A 13,177-nucleotide genomic window follows, 5' to 3' on the forward strand; every position below is an offset into this window, starting at 1 on the left:
CCTTGACTGGTGGGGGTGACTAGTCATTCCCGGTCAAGACTGCCGCGAGAATTTGGTCCTCTGGGGTCTGTCGGCCCGAACGTCTCGTTGCGTACGTTCTCCTCTGCGGCAACTGAATACGGAGGCTCGGCGCCCGCGCCCGTCGGCCCCAAATGACGACTGACCACCTAAGGGGAGTGGGGTCGAAAATGTGGATCACGGATTGGACCTCCCGTGCCGCCTGTAAAGGTGCGGATCCGGATGCCCTGTTCGTGCAGGGCGCCGCGCAGAACAGGGCGAAGCTCATCTGCCGGGGTTGCCCGGTCCGTACTGAATGCCTCGCCGATGCGCTGGACAATCGCATCGAGTTCGGGGTGTGGGGCGGTATGACCGAACGGGAACGTCGTGCGCTCCTGCGACGGCGACCCGACGTGGACTCGTGGCGAGAGCTGCTCGAGTCGGCGAAGGAAGAGTACGAGCGGACCAATGAGTTGATCGCGGGCTGAGCCAAGCCCGGCGAGCCGTGTACGGCCGGCGCCGTCCGCCGGCCGTACTTTTATGAGACGACTACGTGCTCGCCAGCAGCTCCCCGATCTGCCGCAACCCGGCAAGATCGTGAACGTCTTCGGACATGGCGCGGACCTGCGCCACGGGCACCGTGGGGTGGGCCGAGACGAAGTGTTCGCGCTCGCGGCTCTCGCGGGCCTTGAGTTGCATCCGCCCGGCGTGCAGCCGCAGCACGGCGGTGGTCAGCTCGTGTTCGCCCCGGGACTCCAGGTCCTCGGCCGCGGCGGCGCTACGGGCCGCTGAGAGCGCGACGGCAGGGGACATGTGCACCCGGTTGACCACCAGGCCGGCCAGGGGCATACGTTCCTCGGCGAGCCGTTCGACGAAGTAGGACGCCTCGCGCATCGCGTCGCGCTCCGGCGTGGCCACCACGAGGAAGGCCGTGCCAGGGGCCTGAAGCAGCTTGTACGTCATCTCCGCCCGCTGCCGGAACCCGCCGAACACGGCGTCGAGCGCGGACACGAACGTCTGCAGATCCTTGATCACCTGTGCGCCGAGCAGTTTGGTCATGGCCCCGGCCATCAGCCCGAACCCGGCGTTGAGCAGCCGGAAGGCGCTGCGCCCGCCGGCCTTGGCCGGAGCGGTCAGCAGCCGGATGAACCGGCCGTCAAGGAAGCGCCCGAGCCGCTCGGGAGCGTCGAGGAAGTCGAGCGCCGAGCGTGACGGCGGCGTGTCCACGACGATCAGGTCCCACTCGTCGGAGCGGCGCAGCTGGCCCAGCTTCTCCATGGCCATGTACTCCTGCGTGCCGGAGAAGCTGGAGGACAGCGACTGGTAGAAGGGGTTCGACAGGATCTGGCGGGCCCGCTCGGGATCGGCGTGCGCCTCGATGATCTCGTCGAACGTGCGCTTCATGTCGAGCATCATGGCGTAGAGCTGACCGTCGCCGTCCGGTGAGCTGATCAGCCGTGGGGTGTTGTCCAGCTCGGTGAGCCCCATCGACTGCGCCAGCCGTCGCGCCGGGTCCACGGTCAGCACGACGGCGCACCTGCCGCGCTCGGCCGCGCGCAGCCCCAGCGCCGCCGCGGTCGTGGTCTTGCCCACGCCGCCGGCGCCGCAGCAGACGATGATCCTGGTGCCGGGGTCGTCGAGTATCGCGTCGATGTCCAGCCTGGTGGGCTTCTTCACGCTGCTCCCTGGGTGCGGATGCTCTCTGCCAGCTCGTACAGCCCCGCCAGGTCCACGCCGTCGGCCAGCAGCGGCAGCTCGTACCTCTTCAGCCCGGCCCCGGCCAGCGACTCGCGTTCGGCCTGCTCAAGCTCGGTGCGGCGGGCGTGCTCGGCCACCTCTTCGGCGAGCGTCGCGGCCAGCGTCGCGGCCTCGGCTCCGTCGGCCAGCCCCGCCGCCTTGAGCCCGAGCACGAGCTCGCCGACGTCGAAACGGCCCTTGACAGCCGTGTCAAGAGCGGTTTGCGGGAGCAGGGATTCGCGCACCATGTTGACGAAAATCCCACCGGCGGGCAGTCCGGCCGAACGCAATTCCGCGATGCCGTCGAGCGTCTCCTGAACGGGCATCTCCTCCAGCAGCGTCACGAAGTGCACCGCCGTCTCCGGAGATTTCACGACACCGCTGACGAGGTCCGAGTGGTTCTTGATCGGTCCCACCTTGGCCAGCCCGGCGACCTCCCTGGTGACGTTCAGGAAGCGCGTGATGCGGCCGGTGGGCGGCGCGTCCAGCACGACCGCGTCGTAGATCCTGCGGCCGTTCTTGCCCCGCCTGCGCACCGCCTCGGTGGTCTTGCCGGTGACCAGCACGTCGCGGAAGCCCGGCGCCACGGTGGTGGCGAAGTCGACGATGCCCATCTTGGTCAGCGCCCGGCCGGCCCGGCGCATCCCGTAGAACATCTCCATGTACTCGAGCATGGCTTCTTCGGGGTCGATCGCCAGCGCGTACACGTCCCCACCGGACGGCGCGACGGCGATCCTGCGTTCCTCGTACGGCAGCGGTGGCAGATCGAAGATCTGCGCGATGCCCTGCCTGCCCTCCACCTCGACCAGGAGCACCTTGCGCCCGCCCGAGGCCAAGGCCAGGGCGAGGGCCGCGGCTACGGTCGTCTTGCCCGTGCCGCCCTTTCCAGTGACGACATGGAGCCGTACACCGGCCCAGTCCGTGTCCGGAGAGTCCACGTTTCGAGGCTACCGAACGGTCACTTGTCGAAAGCCGGTGACCACCCTTTGAGATTGCTCACACTAATGTGACCGTCATGAAGAAATGGGAGTACCTCACAGCCCCCGTGCTGATCCACAACACGAAGATGATCCTCGACAACTTCGGATCGGACGGCTGGGAGCTGGTCCAGATCCTGCAGGGCGCCTCGCCCGAGCAGCTGGTCGCCTACTTCAAGCGGGAGAAGCAGTGACGCCCGAGGAGCGCCTCGAGGCGCTCGGCCTGACGCTGCCCGAGGTCCCCAAGCCGGTGGCGGCCTACGTGCCGGCCGTACGCACGGGAGACCTCGTCTACACCTCCGGTCAGGTGCCGCTGGTCGACGGCAAGCCTGCCAGGACCGGCAAGCTGGGCGCGGAGCTGACCACCGAGGAAGGCGCCGAGATGGCCCGCATCTGCGGGCTCAACGTCCTGGCCGCGCTCAAGTCGGAGGTCGGCGATCTGGGGCGCGTCAGGCGCATCGTCAAGGTCGTGGTGTTCGTGGCCAGCGACCCGGCCTTCACCGAGCAGCCGAAGGTCGGCAACGGCGCGAGTGAGCTGTTCGCCGAGGTGTTCGGGGAGGCGGGCAAGCACGCGCGCAGCGCCGTCGGCGTGGCCGCGCTCCCGCTGGACGTGCCCGTGGAGGTGGAGGTGATCGCCGAAGTCGCCTGAGCGGGGATATGTCACCATGACCGAGTGATGTTCTAGAAGGAGGTCATGTGACCGGGTTTCCGCTTCCAGCCGAGCTCGCCGCGCGGGCCAGGGATGTCCTCGCAGGACGGGTCGAGCCGGTGCCCACCCGGGACGCCGCGACGGTGGTGATTGTCCGGGAGGGGCCTGAGGTCTACCTGTTGCGACGGAAGTCCACCATGGCCTTCGCGGCGGGTGCGTACGTCTTCCCCGGCGGTTCGGTCGACGGCCGCGACACCGACCAGGCCGTGGCCTGGGCCGGGCCGTCGCCGGCGGAGTGGGGCGCGGTGTTCCACGCGAGCGAGCAGGTCGCCCGCGGCCTGGTGTGCGCGGCCGTGCGCGAGACGTTCGAGGAGTCCGGCGTGTTGCTGGCCGGCCCGGGACCCGGCTCCGTGGTGGCGGACACGACGGGGGACGACTGGGAGTCCGACCGGCTGGCGCTGATCGACCGGAGCCTGGCCTTCGCCGACTTCCTGGCCAGGCGTGGCCTGGTGCTCCGGTCGGACCTGCTCAAGCCGTGGGCGCACTGGATCACGCCGGAGATCGAGCAGCGGCGCTTCGACACCCGCTTCTTCGTCGCCGTGTTGCCCGAGGGCCAGCGCACCCGTGACGTCGGCGGCGAGGCCGACCAGGTCGCGTGGCGGCGTCCGGCCGAGGCGATCGAACTGGCGCACCGGAGGGAGATCTTTCTGATGCCGCCGACGTATCACACGCTGACCGAGTTGTCGGCGTACGACAGTGTGGCCGAGGTCCTGGCCGCGCACCGGGAGATCGTGACCATCATGCCGAGGGCCGTGGAGATCGAGGGCGAGATGCGGCTGGTGATGACATGAGTGGTTTGCACATCCCGATCGACACGCCTGACGGCTCGCGTACGGAGCACGCAGAAAACCTGCTCGCCCCCAACCCGTCGATCATGACGCTCGACGGCACCAACACGTGGGTGATCGGCGCCGGCGAGGAGGTGATCGTCGTCGACCCGGGGCCGGACGACGACCGGCACCTGCGCCGCGTACACGACCACCTGGCCGGCCGCCGCGTCACCCAGATCCTGCTGACCCACGGACACTTCGACCACAGCGGCGGCGCCAAGTCCTTCGCCGCGATGACGCACGCGCCCGTACGCGCCCTGGACCCTCGTCACCGGCTCGGCGACGAGGGGCTCGCCGATGGCGATGTGGTGACCGTGGCCGGCTTGGAGATCCACGTGTACGGCACCCCGGGCCACTCGTTCGACTCGCTGTGCTTCTGGCTGCCCGCCGATGGGGCGATGCTGACCGGCGACACGGTGCTCGGCCGGGGCACCACGATCATCGCCCAGGACGGCGGCCTGGCCGACTATCTACGCAGCCTTGACCGGCTCAGGGCGGCGGCGGAGGGCCTGGAGGCGCGGGCGCTGCTGCCCGGGCACGGGCCCGTGCTGCCGGACCCGATCGGGGCGCTGGACGGCTATATCGCGCACAGGCGTCAGCGGCTCGACCAGATCAGGGCGGCGCAGGCACAGGGCGCGCGCACGCCGCGCGAGATCGTCCGCATCGTCTACGCCGACGTCGACAAGTCGCTGTGGGCGGCCGCCGAGATGTCGGTGAGAGCCCAGCTGGACTACCTGGAACGGTTGTAGAGCCGATCCATGTCGAGAATGACCACGGCCTTGGCCTCGATCCGCAGCCAGCCACGCCCGGCGAAGTCGGCCAGCGCCTTGTTGACCGTCTCCCGGGAGGCGCCGACAAGCTGGGCCAGCTCCTCCTGCGTGAGGTCGTGGTGCACCCGCAGGCCGTCCTCGGTCTTGGTGCCGAACCGCTCGGCCAGGTCGAGCAGCTGCTTGGCCACGCGTCCCGGCACGTCGGTGAAGACCAGGTCGGCCAGCACGTCGTTGGTGCGGCGCAACCGCTGCGCGAGCGCGCGCAGCAGATGCAGCGCCACCTCGGGACGGCCGGTCAACCACGGGCGCAGGTCGTCATGGCCGAGGCCCGCCAGCCGCACCTCGGTCAGCGCCGTCGCCGTGGCCGTGCGCGGCCGCGGGTCGAACAGGGACAACTCGCCGAACATCTCGCTCGGTCCCAGCACGCTCAGCAGGTTTTCCCTGCCGTCGGGCGAGGTGCGGGAAAGCTTGATCTTGCCTTCCAGCACGACGTAGAGCCGGTCGCCGGTCTCGTTCTCGTGGAAGAGCGTCTGTCCCTTGGACAGCTGGACCTCGGTGATGCTTGTGCGCAGCGCCGCGGCGCTCTCGCGGTCCAGCGCGGCGAACAGGGGGGCCTTGCCCAGCACATCTTCGGTGTTCACTCTGCCTCCTCTGCTGCCATTGTGACTCACCCCACTTCAAGCAGCACACACAGGTTATGGGAATGCCGGAGTGTTCTGCTTCGTAACGATGAGCCTTATCCAGGGGAAAAGTACCGGAAGTCCTGGATCAAGAGGCGAGCAGGTCGTCGACAGAGGCCACGGCCGTCGCCACGGTATGGCCGAGGAGGACGCGCAGCAGGTCCACAGCCCTCGGGCGAGCCGCTGCGTCCGATTGGCGGCATTGCTCCACCGCAATGCGCAGCGCGGGAGGCAGGACCGCGCGATCGCCGTCCTTGACACCGGTCGCCGCGAACACCACAAGATCGGCCCAGGCCTGTACGTCCTCGGCCGCCGAGCCTCCAACATTGGGGTGCCAGCCGATGAGCACCTGGCCCCGCGTGCCGAGCGCCACGCTCTCCGGGCTGAGCCGCAGCCCGGACATGCCGCTCGCGTGCAGCCTGGCCAGGGTGGCCGCGCAGGCGATGGCGAGGCGCTGCAGCGCCTGCCCGCGCAACGGCCCCGAGTGCCGAACGAAGTCCGCAAGCGCCGAGCCCTGACCGCTCATGGTCACCGCCTCCCGTGTCGCCAGGTTGTACGCGGTCGAGGCGGTCCAGGGTTCAACCCTTTGTGGTTACCCTTGCGGCATGGCGACGAACGCGGCGGGGCGCAAGCCGGAGACCCAGCTGGCACTGGTGCGGCGGGCGCGCAAGATGAACCGCATCCTCGCGGAGACCTACCCGGACGCCCACTGCGAGCTCGACTTCCGCAACCCGCTCGAGCTGCTGGTCGCGACCATCCTCTCCGCGCAGTGCACGGACAAGCGGGTCAACATGGTGACCCCCATTCTCTTCGCGAAATATCCGACGGCCGAGGACTACGCCGCCGCGGACCGGACCGACGTGGAGGAGATCATCCGCTCGACCGGGTTCTTCCGCGCGAAGACCAACAGCATCATCGGCATGGCGCAGGCGATCTGCGAGCGGCACGGCGGCGAGGTGCCGGGCAAGCTGAACGACCTGGTCAAGCTGCCCGGAGTGGGCCGCAAGACGGCCAACGTGGTGCTGGGAAACGCGTTCGGGGTGCCGGGACTCACCGTCGACACCCATTTCCAGCGGTTGGTGCGCCGCTTCGGCTGGACGGAGGAGACCGACCCGGTCAAGATCGAGCACGTCGTGGCCGAGCTGCTGCCCAGGCGCGAGTGGACGATCTTCTCGCATCGGGTGATCTGGCATGGCCGCCGCATCTGCCACGCCCGGCGCCCGGCCTGCGGCGTCTGCCCGCTGACCGCGCTCTGCCCCTCGTACGGCACCGGCCCCACCTCGGCCGCCGAGGCCCAGAAGCTCGTCAGGCCCGGCCCCTTCTCCTGACCGGCGGGGAAGTCACCGGAGCCCCGGCGTGTTGGAGGATGCGTGACCCAAGTCCCCGACTGGCTCGACAGGCTGGCGGCGCAAGCGCAGCAGACCCGAGTCCCCCGATACCTGCGGCCACCCGACGGGCGCGGGCGGGCCGCGGCTGTGCTGATGTTGTTCGGAGAAGGGCCGCTCGGCCCCGACGTGCTCCTCATCCAGCGCAGCACGCGCGGCCGCAGGCACGCGGGCCAGCCCGCCTTCCCAGGCGGCGGCGTGGACCCCGAGGACGGCGGCCCGATCGAGGCGGCGCTACGCGAGGCCGAGGAGGAGACCGGGCTCGACCCGAGCGGGGTCGAGGTGCTGTGCGCGTTGTCGGAGCTCTACCTCACCTACAGCGACAACCGGGTCACGCCGGTGATCGGGTGGTGGCGCGAGCCGTCGGCGGTGCACGCGGCCTCGCCCGACGAGGTCGACTCCGTGGAGCGGGTGCCGATCGCCGAGCTGGTCGACCCGGATAACCGGATCATGTTGCGACACCCCAGCGGCATGGCGGGGCCGGCGTTTCGCGTGCGGGGCATGCTGGTGTGGGGGTTCACGGCGATGGTCCTGGACTCGGTGCTGCGCGAGGCGGGGCTCGAACGGCCGTGGGACTCCTCGCGGATCGAGGAGCTGCCCCCTGAGGTGGTCAGACTAGCGCGCTGAGCGGAGCGTCACGCCCAGTGAGGCCCAGCCCGCCACGTCGGCATCGCTGTCGCCGGCCAGCATGCGCAGCGCGTCCAGGCCCGCCGGGTCCGGCGGGTCGCCGAGCACGTGGTGCAGCGCGTACGCGGCACCGTACCTGACCCTCGCGTCGTCGTGGCCGGCCAGGTCGATCACGGACGGCAGCGAGCGCGGGTCGCCCAGGTGGCCGAACGCGATCAGCACCGAGTAGAGGACCATGGCGTCGTCCTCGCTGGCGGCCAGGAAGCGCAGCACCGGCAGCGTGCGGTCCGCGAACGGCCGCAACATCCCCATGATGTCCACCCCGAGCAGCCGCTCGGGCACGGTCTCCGCGGCGCACAACCGCCGCGCCTCGATGAACGACTCCAGGTCGCCGCGCTGACGCAGCACGGAGATGACGTGCCAGCGCAGCGGGCCGTCGGGATCGCTGTCCCGTAGAGCTGCGTCGATCAGATCGCGCACTGTTCCCTCGGCCGGCGGCATACCGCTCAAGGTAGCCAGGGGTGACGCCGTCCTGGCCGAAGACTTGCACGCTTGACCGTATCGCTGGCTACCTTTGAAGCGTGCGCGGTGATCTGCTTGACCTCATCTTGATCGGCCTCATGGTCGCCTTCGGCATCTCGGGATACCGCCAGGGCTTCATCATCGGGGTCATGAGCTTCGTGGGGTTCGCAGGCGGAGCCGTGCTGGGTGTGTTCATCGCGCCGCCCATCGCCAAGGCCGTCGTGGACGGCGACACGCCGCAGGCGTTGCTGGCCATCGTGATCGTGTTCCTGTCCGCCACCATCGGCCAGTTCGCCTCCTCGACCATCGGCGCCGTCGTGCGCAGCCACGTCACGTGGGAGCCCGCGAAGATGGCCGACGCGGTCGGCGGCACCTTCGCCAGCGCGCTGTCCGTGCTGGTCTTCGCCTGGCTGATCGGCTCGCTGATCATCTCCACGGCCTTCACCCCGCTCGTCGACCAGGTCAAGAACTCCGCGCTGCTCACCACGGTCGACGACGCGATCCCGCAGGCGGCACGCAACTGGCAGCAGCCGTTCAAGAAGTTCATCGACCGCTCGGAGTTCCCGCCCGTCTTCGACGCCATCGGCGCCGGCCAGCTCATCGACGTGCCGCCGCCCGACCAGAGCGTGTTCCAGGGCGACCGGCTCAACCGGGCCCGGCGCGCGATCGTCAAGGTGCAGGGCAACGCGGAGAGCTGCAACAAGCACATCGAGGGCACCGGCTTCATCTACGCCCCCGGCCGGATCATGACCAACGCGCACGTGGTCGCGGGCGTGACCAGGGACCTGCAGGTCATCGACCACAACAACGTCAGGCACGCGGCCACGGTCGTGCGCTACAACCCGCGCCGCGACATCGCCGTGCTCCACGTCCCCGGGCTCGACCTGCCGCAGCTCGCCTTCGACGGCGAGGGCGGCCGGGGCGACGGCGCGATCATCGCCGGGTTCCCGAAGGGCAAGGGCTTCACGGCCGTGGCGGCCAGGATCGGCGGCCGGCTCGACGCCGAGGGCCCCGACATCTACCGGGAGAACACCGTCACCCGCAAGGTCTACGTGGTCCGCGGTGAGGTGCTGCCCGGCAACTCGGGCGGCCCCCTGCTCACGCCGGACGGCCGCGTCTACGGCGTGATCTTCGCCGCGGCGGTCAACGAGGAGGAGACCGGCTACGTGCTGACGGCCGAGGAGGTCGCCCCCGACGCCTCCGCCGGTCGCAACGACACCACGCCGGCCAGCACGCAGGAGTGCGACTAGCCGCCGGAACCCCGCGCTTGAGGGTCTGTCTTCGCATCTTCTGATGTGATAGCTTCTCACAATGTGAAAGCTAATCACATACAGATGCGCAGACTCGGCAGGACGGACATCGAGATCACCCCTATCGGCCTGGGCTGCATGCAGTTCGCCGGCACGCGGAACGTCACCCGCTGGATCGTCAGGCCGATCGACCAGACGACCGCCACGTCGGTGGTGCGGGCCGCACTCGACGGCGGCGTTAACTGGTTCGACACGGCGGAGATGTACGGCGCGGGTCACTCCGAGGAGATGCTGGCCGCCGCGCTCAAGGAGTGCGGCATCGCTCCAGGCGAGGTCGCCGTCGCGACCAAATGGGCGCCGCTCGGGCGCACCGCGACCAGCATCCTCCGCACCATCGGCGACCGGCTGACGCATCTCGGCGGGTTCCCGATCGACCTGCACCAGATCCACATGCCGACAGGCAGCCTCTCGAGCATCCCCGCCCAGCTCAAGGCCATGGCCAAGCTGCTCAAGGCGGGGAAGATCCGCTCGGTCGGGGTGAGCAACTTCTCCGCGCGCCAACTCGCGCTCGCCCACCAGGTGCTGGCCGGCGAAGGCGTCACGCTGGCCGCGAACCAGGTCAGGATCAACCTGCTGCACAGGAACATCGAGCGTGACGGCGTCCTGGACACCGCCCGCAGGCTGGGTGTCACGCTGATCGCGTACTCGCCGCTGGAGGGCGGGATCCTCACCGGCCGCTACCACGAGCATCCGGCGCTGGCCAGGTCGGCGCCGGTGATGCGCCGGTTCTTCGGGCGCCGCGAGCTGAGCGCCAAGGGGATCGCGCGGACGCGGCCGCTCATCGACGCCATGCGCGAGATCGGGACGTCCTACGGCGTGTCCATCGCGCAGGTGGCGCTGAACTGGGTGATCACCCGGTACGGCGACGCGGTGGTGGCCATACCCGGCGCCTCCAAACCGCGGCAGGCGAGCGAGGCGGCGGGCGCGATAGCGTTCACGCTCAGCGAGACGGAAGTCCGCCGGCTGGATGAGCTGTCGCTAACCTGAACCTGTGCCCCGAACGACCAAGCGCGACCGCTACCACCACGGCGACCTGCGGGCCGCGCTGATCGACACCGCGACGGAGCTGATCGCCGAGCACGGGGTCCAAGGATTCTCCCTCGCCGAGGCCAGCAGGCGGCTCGGCGTCGCGGTCAGCGCCCCCTACCGCCACTTCGCCGACCGGGATGAATTGCTGCTCGCGGTCGGGGTGCGGGCGGGTGAGCTGCTGGTCGCGGCCGTCCGCGCCGAAGAGCGCGGCAGCGCGCCCGAGGACCGGCTCGTTGCGGTGGCCAGGGGCTATGTCAGGTTCGCCGCCAAACACCGCGCGTTGTTCGAGTCGCTGTTCGGCACAGCGCTCTCCCCGATCGGCGAGCCGGAGCTGGAGCGGGCTTCCCAGCCGGTCAAGGAGGCCTTCCACACGGCGGCGATGACGCTGGCGGACGGGGACCCGGCGGCGGCCGAGGCGCTCGGAGTGGCCGTGGCGGCCACCGCGCACGGGCACGCGGGGCTGCTGCACCTGGGGATGTTCGGCCAGGGCGACGAGGCCGTGGACACGGCGGTGCGACGCGCGGCCGCCGCCACCGTCGCGCTCATCGAGGGGCGCTCAGCGCTGTGTTGATGGCCTCACTCCGTGAGGCGGGCTAGCTGGGGAGTTTCTCCAGGATCAAGGCGATCGCCTCGGCCGGGTCGCTGTCATGGCTCAGGTGGGAGGCGGCCTTGCCGACCGCGTCGTACGCGCCCCCGTACGCCTGCGCCTTGGCCGCGCCCCGGCTGAAGAGCGTCACCGCGCCGGGCCCGTTCCCGCGCTGCAGGTGCGTCAGCCCGACGCAGATCTGCGCCAGGCCCTGCCACAGATCGCGCTCGTCGTCCGGGGCGCACTTCCAGCGGCCCTCGAACACCTCGTGCGCGTTGAACGGCATTCCCTCGCTCAGGAACCTGCGGCCGTCGGCCAGGGCCTGCTCGGTCGTGGGCGCGTAGTCGTCGGGAACCCTGGGCACGCCGGGCGAGCCGTAGGGGAGCGGCCTGCCGAACGCGTCGCGCGGCCTGCCCTGGCGCGGCCGGCCCTCGGGGTCGCGGTCTCTCATCGGTCGGGCTCCGGGTCGGCCAGCCAGCCGAGCAGCTCGGTGTCGAACACGTCAGGGATCTCCTCATGGGGGAAGTGGCCCGCTCCTTCGAGCAGCCGCCACCGGTACGGGGCCGCCACGTAGCGGCTCGAGCCCTGGGCCGTACGCGGCAGGACCCGCGGGTCGAGCGCGCCGTGCAGGTGCAACGTAGGGGCCTCGACCTCCGTGCGCATGACGCGGGCGTAGCGGCGGCCGTCAGGACGCAGCTGGGAGCGGCCGAACCAGCGGTGGTATTCCAGCGCGCAGTGCGCCACGGCCGGGATCCTGAACGCCTCGCGGTAAGTGCGCGCGTCCTCGGGCTCCGGCCAGCCGGGCCGCGACCACTCGTCGAGGAACCGGCCGACCAGCGCCCCTTCGCGGCGCCTGAGCCGGTGCTCGGGCAGCAGCGGCAGTTGGAAGGCCAGCGCCTGGGCGCTGGCCTTGAGCTGGCCGAACGGGTCGGTGAGCAGCGCGCTGCGTAGCCGCAGCGGATGCGGCGCGGACACGATGACCAGCCGCCGCACGCTCTTGGGCTCGCGTACGGCCATCGTCCAGGCCAGCAGCCCGCCCCAGTCGTGCCCGACCACGATCGCCCCGGTCTCGCCCAGCGCGCGGATCAGGCCGGCCGCGTCGGCGGCCAGCGTGGGCAGGTCGTAGCCGCGCGGCGGCTTGTCGCTGCCGCCGTAACCGCGCAGGTCGGCCGCGACCGCCCGGTATCCGGCCCGCGCCAGCGAGGCCAGCTGGTGGCGCCAGGTCCACCAGAACTGCGGGAACCCGTGCAGCAGCAGCACCAGCGGTCCCTCTCCGGCCTCGACGACGTGGAAACGGGTGCCGCCGGCGTGCACCGCGCGGTGCGTCCACGGCCCCTCGATCTGGACGACCGACTCGTCAGGCGCCATCGCGGGTCACCGGCTCGCGATCTGAACGTGGGGCGGGCAGATGCTCGTCGGGACTCGCGATCTCCTTCAGCCCCTTGATCGACCTGGCGGTGCGCTTCATCCCGGCCAGGCCCTTGAGTCGCCGCACGCCGATGAACACCAGCAGACCCGCGACCACCAGGTAGAACACGGTCACGATGAGGAAGGCGAGCCAGTTGGGCATCCACTGGGCCAGCGCGTAGGCGATGGCGAACGAGGCCAGGATCAGGCACAGATGCGCCATGAACGCGGCCGCGGCGAACAGGCCCCCGGCCGTGCCGACCCGCTTGGCGTCGAACCTGAACTCGGCCTTGGCCAGCTCGATCTCCGAGCGGACCAGGTCCGAGATGTGACTGCTCGCCTGGGCGACCAGGGAGCCCAGGGATTCTTCCTCGGGAGTCTGCGGCATGAACGTCTCCTATCGAGGCCTGGTGGCCGTGTCAATCATCATCCAGCGCATTGCGACGCTCGCGTAGCCGAACGTGCTGCTTATCGCCGCGATGTCCCGGCAGTGGAGCCCCTTCGACTCCCAGATCTACCCGATCGGAGAAGATAACGCCCAGGCAGAATGCGATCGGTTCCGCCCCCGCCGTTCAGCGGGCGGAAGGGGACGCCCCACGAGAAGGCGCATG

At 70.1% G+C, this 13,177-nt stretch carries 18 protein-coding genes; 10 read left to right on the top strand and 8 right to left on the bottom strand.

From position 1 onward, the window contains the following. Positions 1-188: 188 nt before the first annotated feature. A complete protein-coding gene (locus Q9G87_RS01520) occupies positions 189-485 on the top strand; it encodes a WhiB family transcriptional regulator (protein WP_020542548.1) in 297 nt (98 codons plus the stop codon). Positions 486-546: 61 nt separating this feature from the next. Here the strand turns inward: Q9G87_RS01520 and Q9G87_RS01525 are convergent, their stop codons facing one another. Together Q9G87_RS01525 and Q9G87_RS01530 are read right to left on the bottom strand one after the other, a co-directional pair. Then, positions 547-1,674 (bottom strand): ArsA family ATPase, encoded by a 1,128-nt coding sequence (locus Q9G87_RS01525; RefSeq protein WP_305914324.1) that lies wholly within the window; start codon positions 1,672-1,674, stop codon positions 547-549. Then, positions 1,671-2,672 carry an ArsA-related P-loop ATPase gene (locus Q9G87_RS01530; RefSeq protein ID WP_305914325.1) on the bottom strand — a complete coding sequence of 334 codons (1,002 nt, stop codon included), beginning with the start codon at positions 2,670-2,672 and terminating at the stop codon, positions 1,671-1,673. The genes Q9G87_RS01525 and Q9G87_RS01530 overlap by 4 nt, the downstream gene beginning before the upstream one ends. A 77-nt stretch (positions 2,673-2,749) precedes the next feature. On the opposite strand from Q9G87_RS01530, the gene Q9G87_RS01535 reads away from it, so the two are divergent. Genes Q9G87_RS01535 through Q9G87_RS01550 form a run of 4 tightly spaced genes read left to right on the top strand, consistent with a single transcriptional unit; the run spans position 2,750 to position 4,999 of the window. After that, positions 2,750-2,905 carry a hypothetical protein gene (locus Q9G87_RS01535; RefSeq protein ID WP_164904088.1) on the top strand — a complete coding sequence of 52 codons (156 nt, stop codon included), beginning with the start codon at positions 2,750-2,752 and terminating at the stop codon, positions 2,903-2,905. Beyond that, the gene (locus tag Q9G87_RS01540; RefSeq protein WP_305914326.1) at positions 2,902-3,360 is read left to right on the top strand and encodes a RidA family protein; all 459 of its coding nucleotides are present in this window, start codon (positions 2,902-2,904) and stop codon (positions 3,358-3,360) included. The genes Q9G87_RS01535 and Q9G87_RS01540 overlap by 4 nt, the downstream gene beginning before the upstream one ends. A gap of 47 nt (positions 3,361-3,407) precedes the next feature. After that, the gene (locus Q9G87_RS01545) at positions 3,408-4,211 is read left to right on the top strand and encodes an NUDIX hydrolase (protein ID WP_305914327.1); all 804 of its coding nucleotides are present in this window, start codon (positions 3,408-3,410) and stop codon (positions 4,209-4,211) included. Beyond that, complete coding sequence (locus tag Q9G87_RS01550; protein ID WP_305914328.1) at positions 4,208-4,999, top strand: MBL fold metallo-hydrolase; 792 nt, start codon at positions 4,208-4,210, stop codon at positions 4,997-4,999. The genes Q9G87_RS01545 and Q9G87_RS01550 overlap by 4 nt, the downstream gene beginning before the upstream one ends. Here the strand turns inward: Q9G87_RS01550 and Q9G87_RS01555 are convergent. Then, positions 4,981-5,661, bottom strand: a complete 681-nt coding sequence (locus Q9G87_RS01555) for a Crp/Fnr family transcriptional regulator (protein ID WP_371825713.1) — start codon at positions 5,659-5,661, stop codon at positions 4,981-4,983. The genes Q9G87_RS01550 and Q9G87_RS01555 overlap by 19 nt on opposite strands. 127 nt (positions 5,662-5,788) lie before the next feature. After that, positions 5,789-6,226, bottom strand: coding sequence for a hypothetical protein (locus Q9G87_RS01560; RefSeq protein ID WP_305914329.1), 438 nt, complete (start codon positions 6,224-6,226; stop codon positions 5,789-5,791). 79 nt (positions 6,227-6,305) lie between these two features. Between Q9G87_RS01560 and nth the strand changes: the two genes are divergently transcribed. After that, a complete protein-coding gene (gene nth, locus Q9G87_RS01565) occupies positions 6,306-7,028 on the top strand; it encodes an endonuclease III (protein ID WP_305914330.1) in 723 nt (240 codons plus the stop codon). Between the two features lie 42 nt (positions 7,029-7,070). After that, positions 7,071-7,712, top strand: coding sequence for an NUDIX hydrolase (locus Q9G87_RS01570; RefSeq protein ID WP_305914331.1), 642 nt, complete (start codon positions 7,071-7,073; stop codon positions 7,710-7,712). Here Q9G87_RS01570 and Q9G87_RS01575 read toward each other — a convergent pair. Beyond that, complete coding sequence (locus Q9G87_RS01575; RefSeq protein ID WP_305914332.1) at positions 7,701-8,213, bottom strand: HEAT repeat domain-containing protein; 513 nt, start codon at positions 8,211-8,213, stop codon at positions 7,701-7,703. The genes Q9G87_RS01570 and Q9G87_RS01575 overlap by 12 nt on opposite strands. A gap of 80 nt (positions 8,214-8,293) precedes the next feature. Between Q9G87_RS01575 and Q9G87_RS01580 the strand changes: the two genes are divergently transcribed. The 3 genes from Q9G87_RS01580 to Q9G87_RS01590 all read left to right on the top strand — a co-directional run bounded on the left by Q9G87_RS01580 (position 8,294) and on the right by Q9G87_RS01590 (position 11,144). Further along, positions 8,294-9,484, top strand: coding sequence for a MarP family serine protease (locus tag Q9G87_RS01580; RefSeq protein ID WP_305914333.1), 1,191 nt, complete (start codon positions 8,294-8,296; stop codon positions 9,482-9,484). An 84-nt stretch (positions 9,485-9,568) separates the two neighbouring features. Continuing rightward, positions 9,569-10,531: an aldo/keto reductase gene (locus tag Q9G87_RS01585; RefSeq protein WP_305914334.1), complete on the top strand. Its 963-nt coding sequence runs from the start codon at positions 9,569-9,571 to the stop codon at positions 10,529-10,531. A gap of 4 nt (positions 10,532-10,535) precedes the next feature. Then, positions 10,536-11,144, top strand: coding sequence for a TetR/AcrR family transcriptional regulator (locus tag Q9G87_RS01590; RefSeq protein WP_305914335.1), 609 nt, complete (start codon positions 10,536-10,538; stop codon positions 11,142-11,144). A 22-nt stretch (positions 11,145-11,166) separates the two neighbouring features. Here the strand turns inward: Q9G87_RS01590 and Q9G87_RS01595 are convergent, their stop codons facing one another. From Q9G87_RS01595 to Q9G87_RS01605, 3 genes are read right to left on the bottom strand one after another with little or no spacing between them, the layout of a single operon-like run. Next, positions 11,167-11,610, bottom strand: coding sequence for a DUF309 domain-containing protein (locus Q9G87_RS01595; RefSeq protein WP_305914336.1), 444 nt, complete (start codon positions 11,608-11,610; stop codon positions 11,167-11,169). Further along, a complete protein-coding gene (locus tag Q9G87_RS01600; RefSeq protein ID WP_305914337.1) occupies positions 11,607-12,527 on the bottom strand; it encodes an alpha/beta fold hydrolase in 921 nt (306 codons plus the stop codon). The genes Q9G87_RS01595 and Q9G87_RS01600 overlap by 4 nt, the downstream gene beginning before the upstream one ends. Beyond that, entirely contained in the window at positions 12,517-12,954 is a 438-nt protein-coding gene (locus Q9G87_RS01605) for a phage holin family protein (RefSeq protein WP_305914338.1), read from the bottom strand. Before Q9G87_RS01605 ends, Q9G87_RS01600 begins: the two co-directional genes overlap by 11 nt. Positions 12,955-13,177: the final 223 nt, after the last annotated feature.

The organism is Nonomuraea turcica (assembly GCF_030718205.1).
In the GTDB taxonomy this organism is placed as follows: Bacteria; Actinomycetota; Actinomycetes; order Streptosporangiales; family Streptosporangiaceae; genus Nonomuraea.

Excerpts from the sequence above, each read along its gene's own strand:
- Q9G87_RS01520 (WP_020542548.1), top strand. The coding sequence starts at position 189 with ATGTGGATCACGGATTGGACCTCCCGTGCCGCCTGTAAAGGTGCGGAT.
- Q9G87_RS01535 (WP_164904088.1), top strand. The coding sequence starts at position 2,750 with ATGAAGAAATGGGAGTACCTCACAGCCCCCGTGCTGATCCACAACACG.
- Q9G87_RS01550 (WP_305914328.1), top strand. The coding sequence starts at position 4,208 with ATGAGTGGTTTGCACATCCCGATCGACACGCCTGACGGCTCGCGTACG.
- Q9G87_RS01560 (WP_305914329.1), bottom strand. The coding sequence starts at position 6,226 with ATGAGCGGTCAGGGCTCGGCGCTTGCGGACTTCGTTCGGCACTCGGGG.
- nth (WP_305914330.1), top strand. The coding sequence starts at position 6,306 with ATGGCGACGAACGCGGCGGGGCGCAAGCCGGAGACCCAGCTGGCACTG.
- Q9G87_RS01575 (WP_305914332.1), bottom strand. The coding sequence starts at position 8,213 with ATGCCGCCGGCCGAGGGAACAGTGCGCGATCTGATCGACGCAGCTCTA.
- Q9G87_RS01585 (WP_305914334.1), top strand. The coding sequence starts at position 9,569 with ATGCGCAGACTCGGCAGGACGGACATCGAGATCACCCCTATCGGCCTG.
- Q9G87_RS01595 (WP_305914336.1), bottom strand. The coding sequence starts at position 11,610 with ATGAGAGACCGCGACCCCGAGGGCCGGCCGCGCCAGGGCAGGCCGCGC.
- Q9G87_RS01600 (WP_305914337.1), bottom strand. The coding sequence starts at position 12,527 with ATGGCGCCTGACGAGTCGGTCGTCCAGATCGAGGGGCCGTGGACGCAC.
- Q9G87_RS01605 (WP_305914338.1), bottom strand. The coding sequence starts at position 12,954 with ATGCCGCAGACTCCCGAGGAAGAATCCCTGGGCTCCCTGGTCGCCCAG.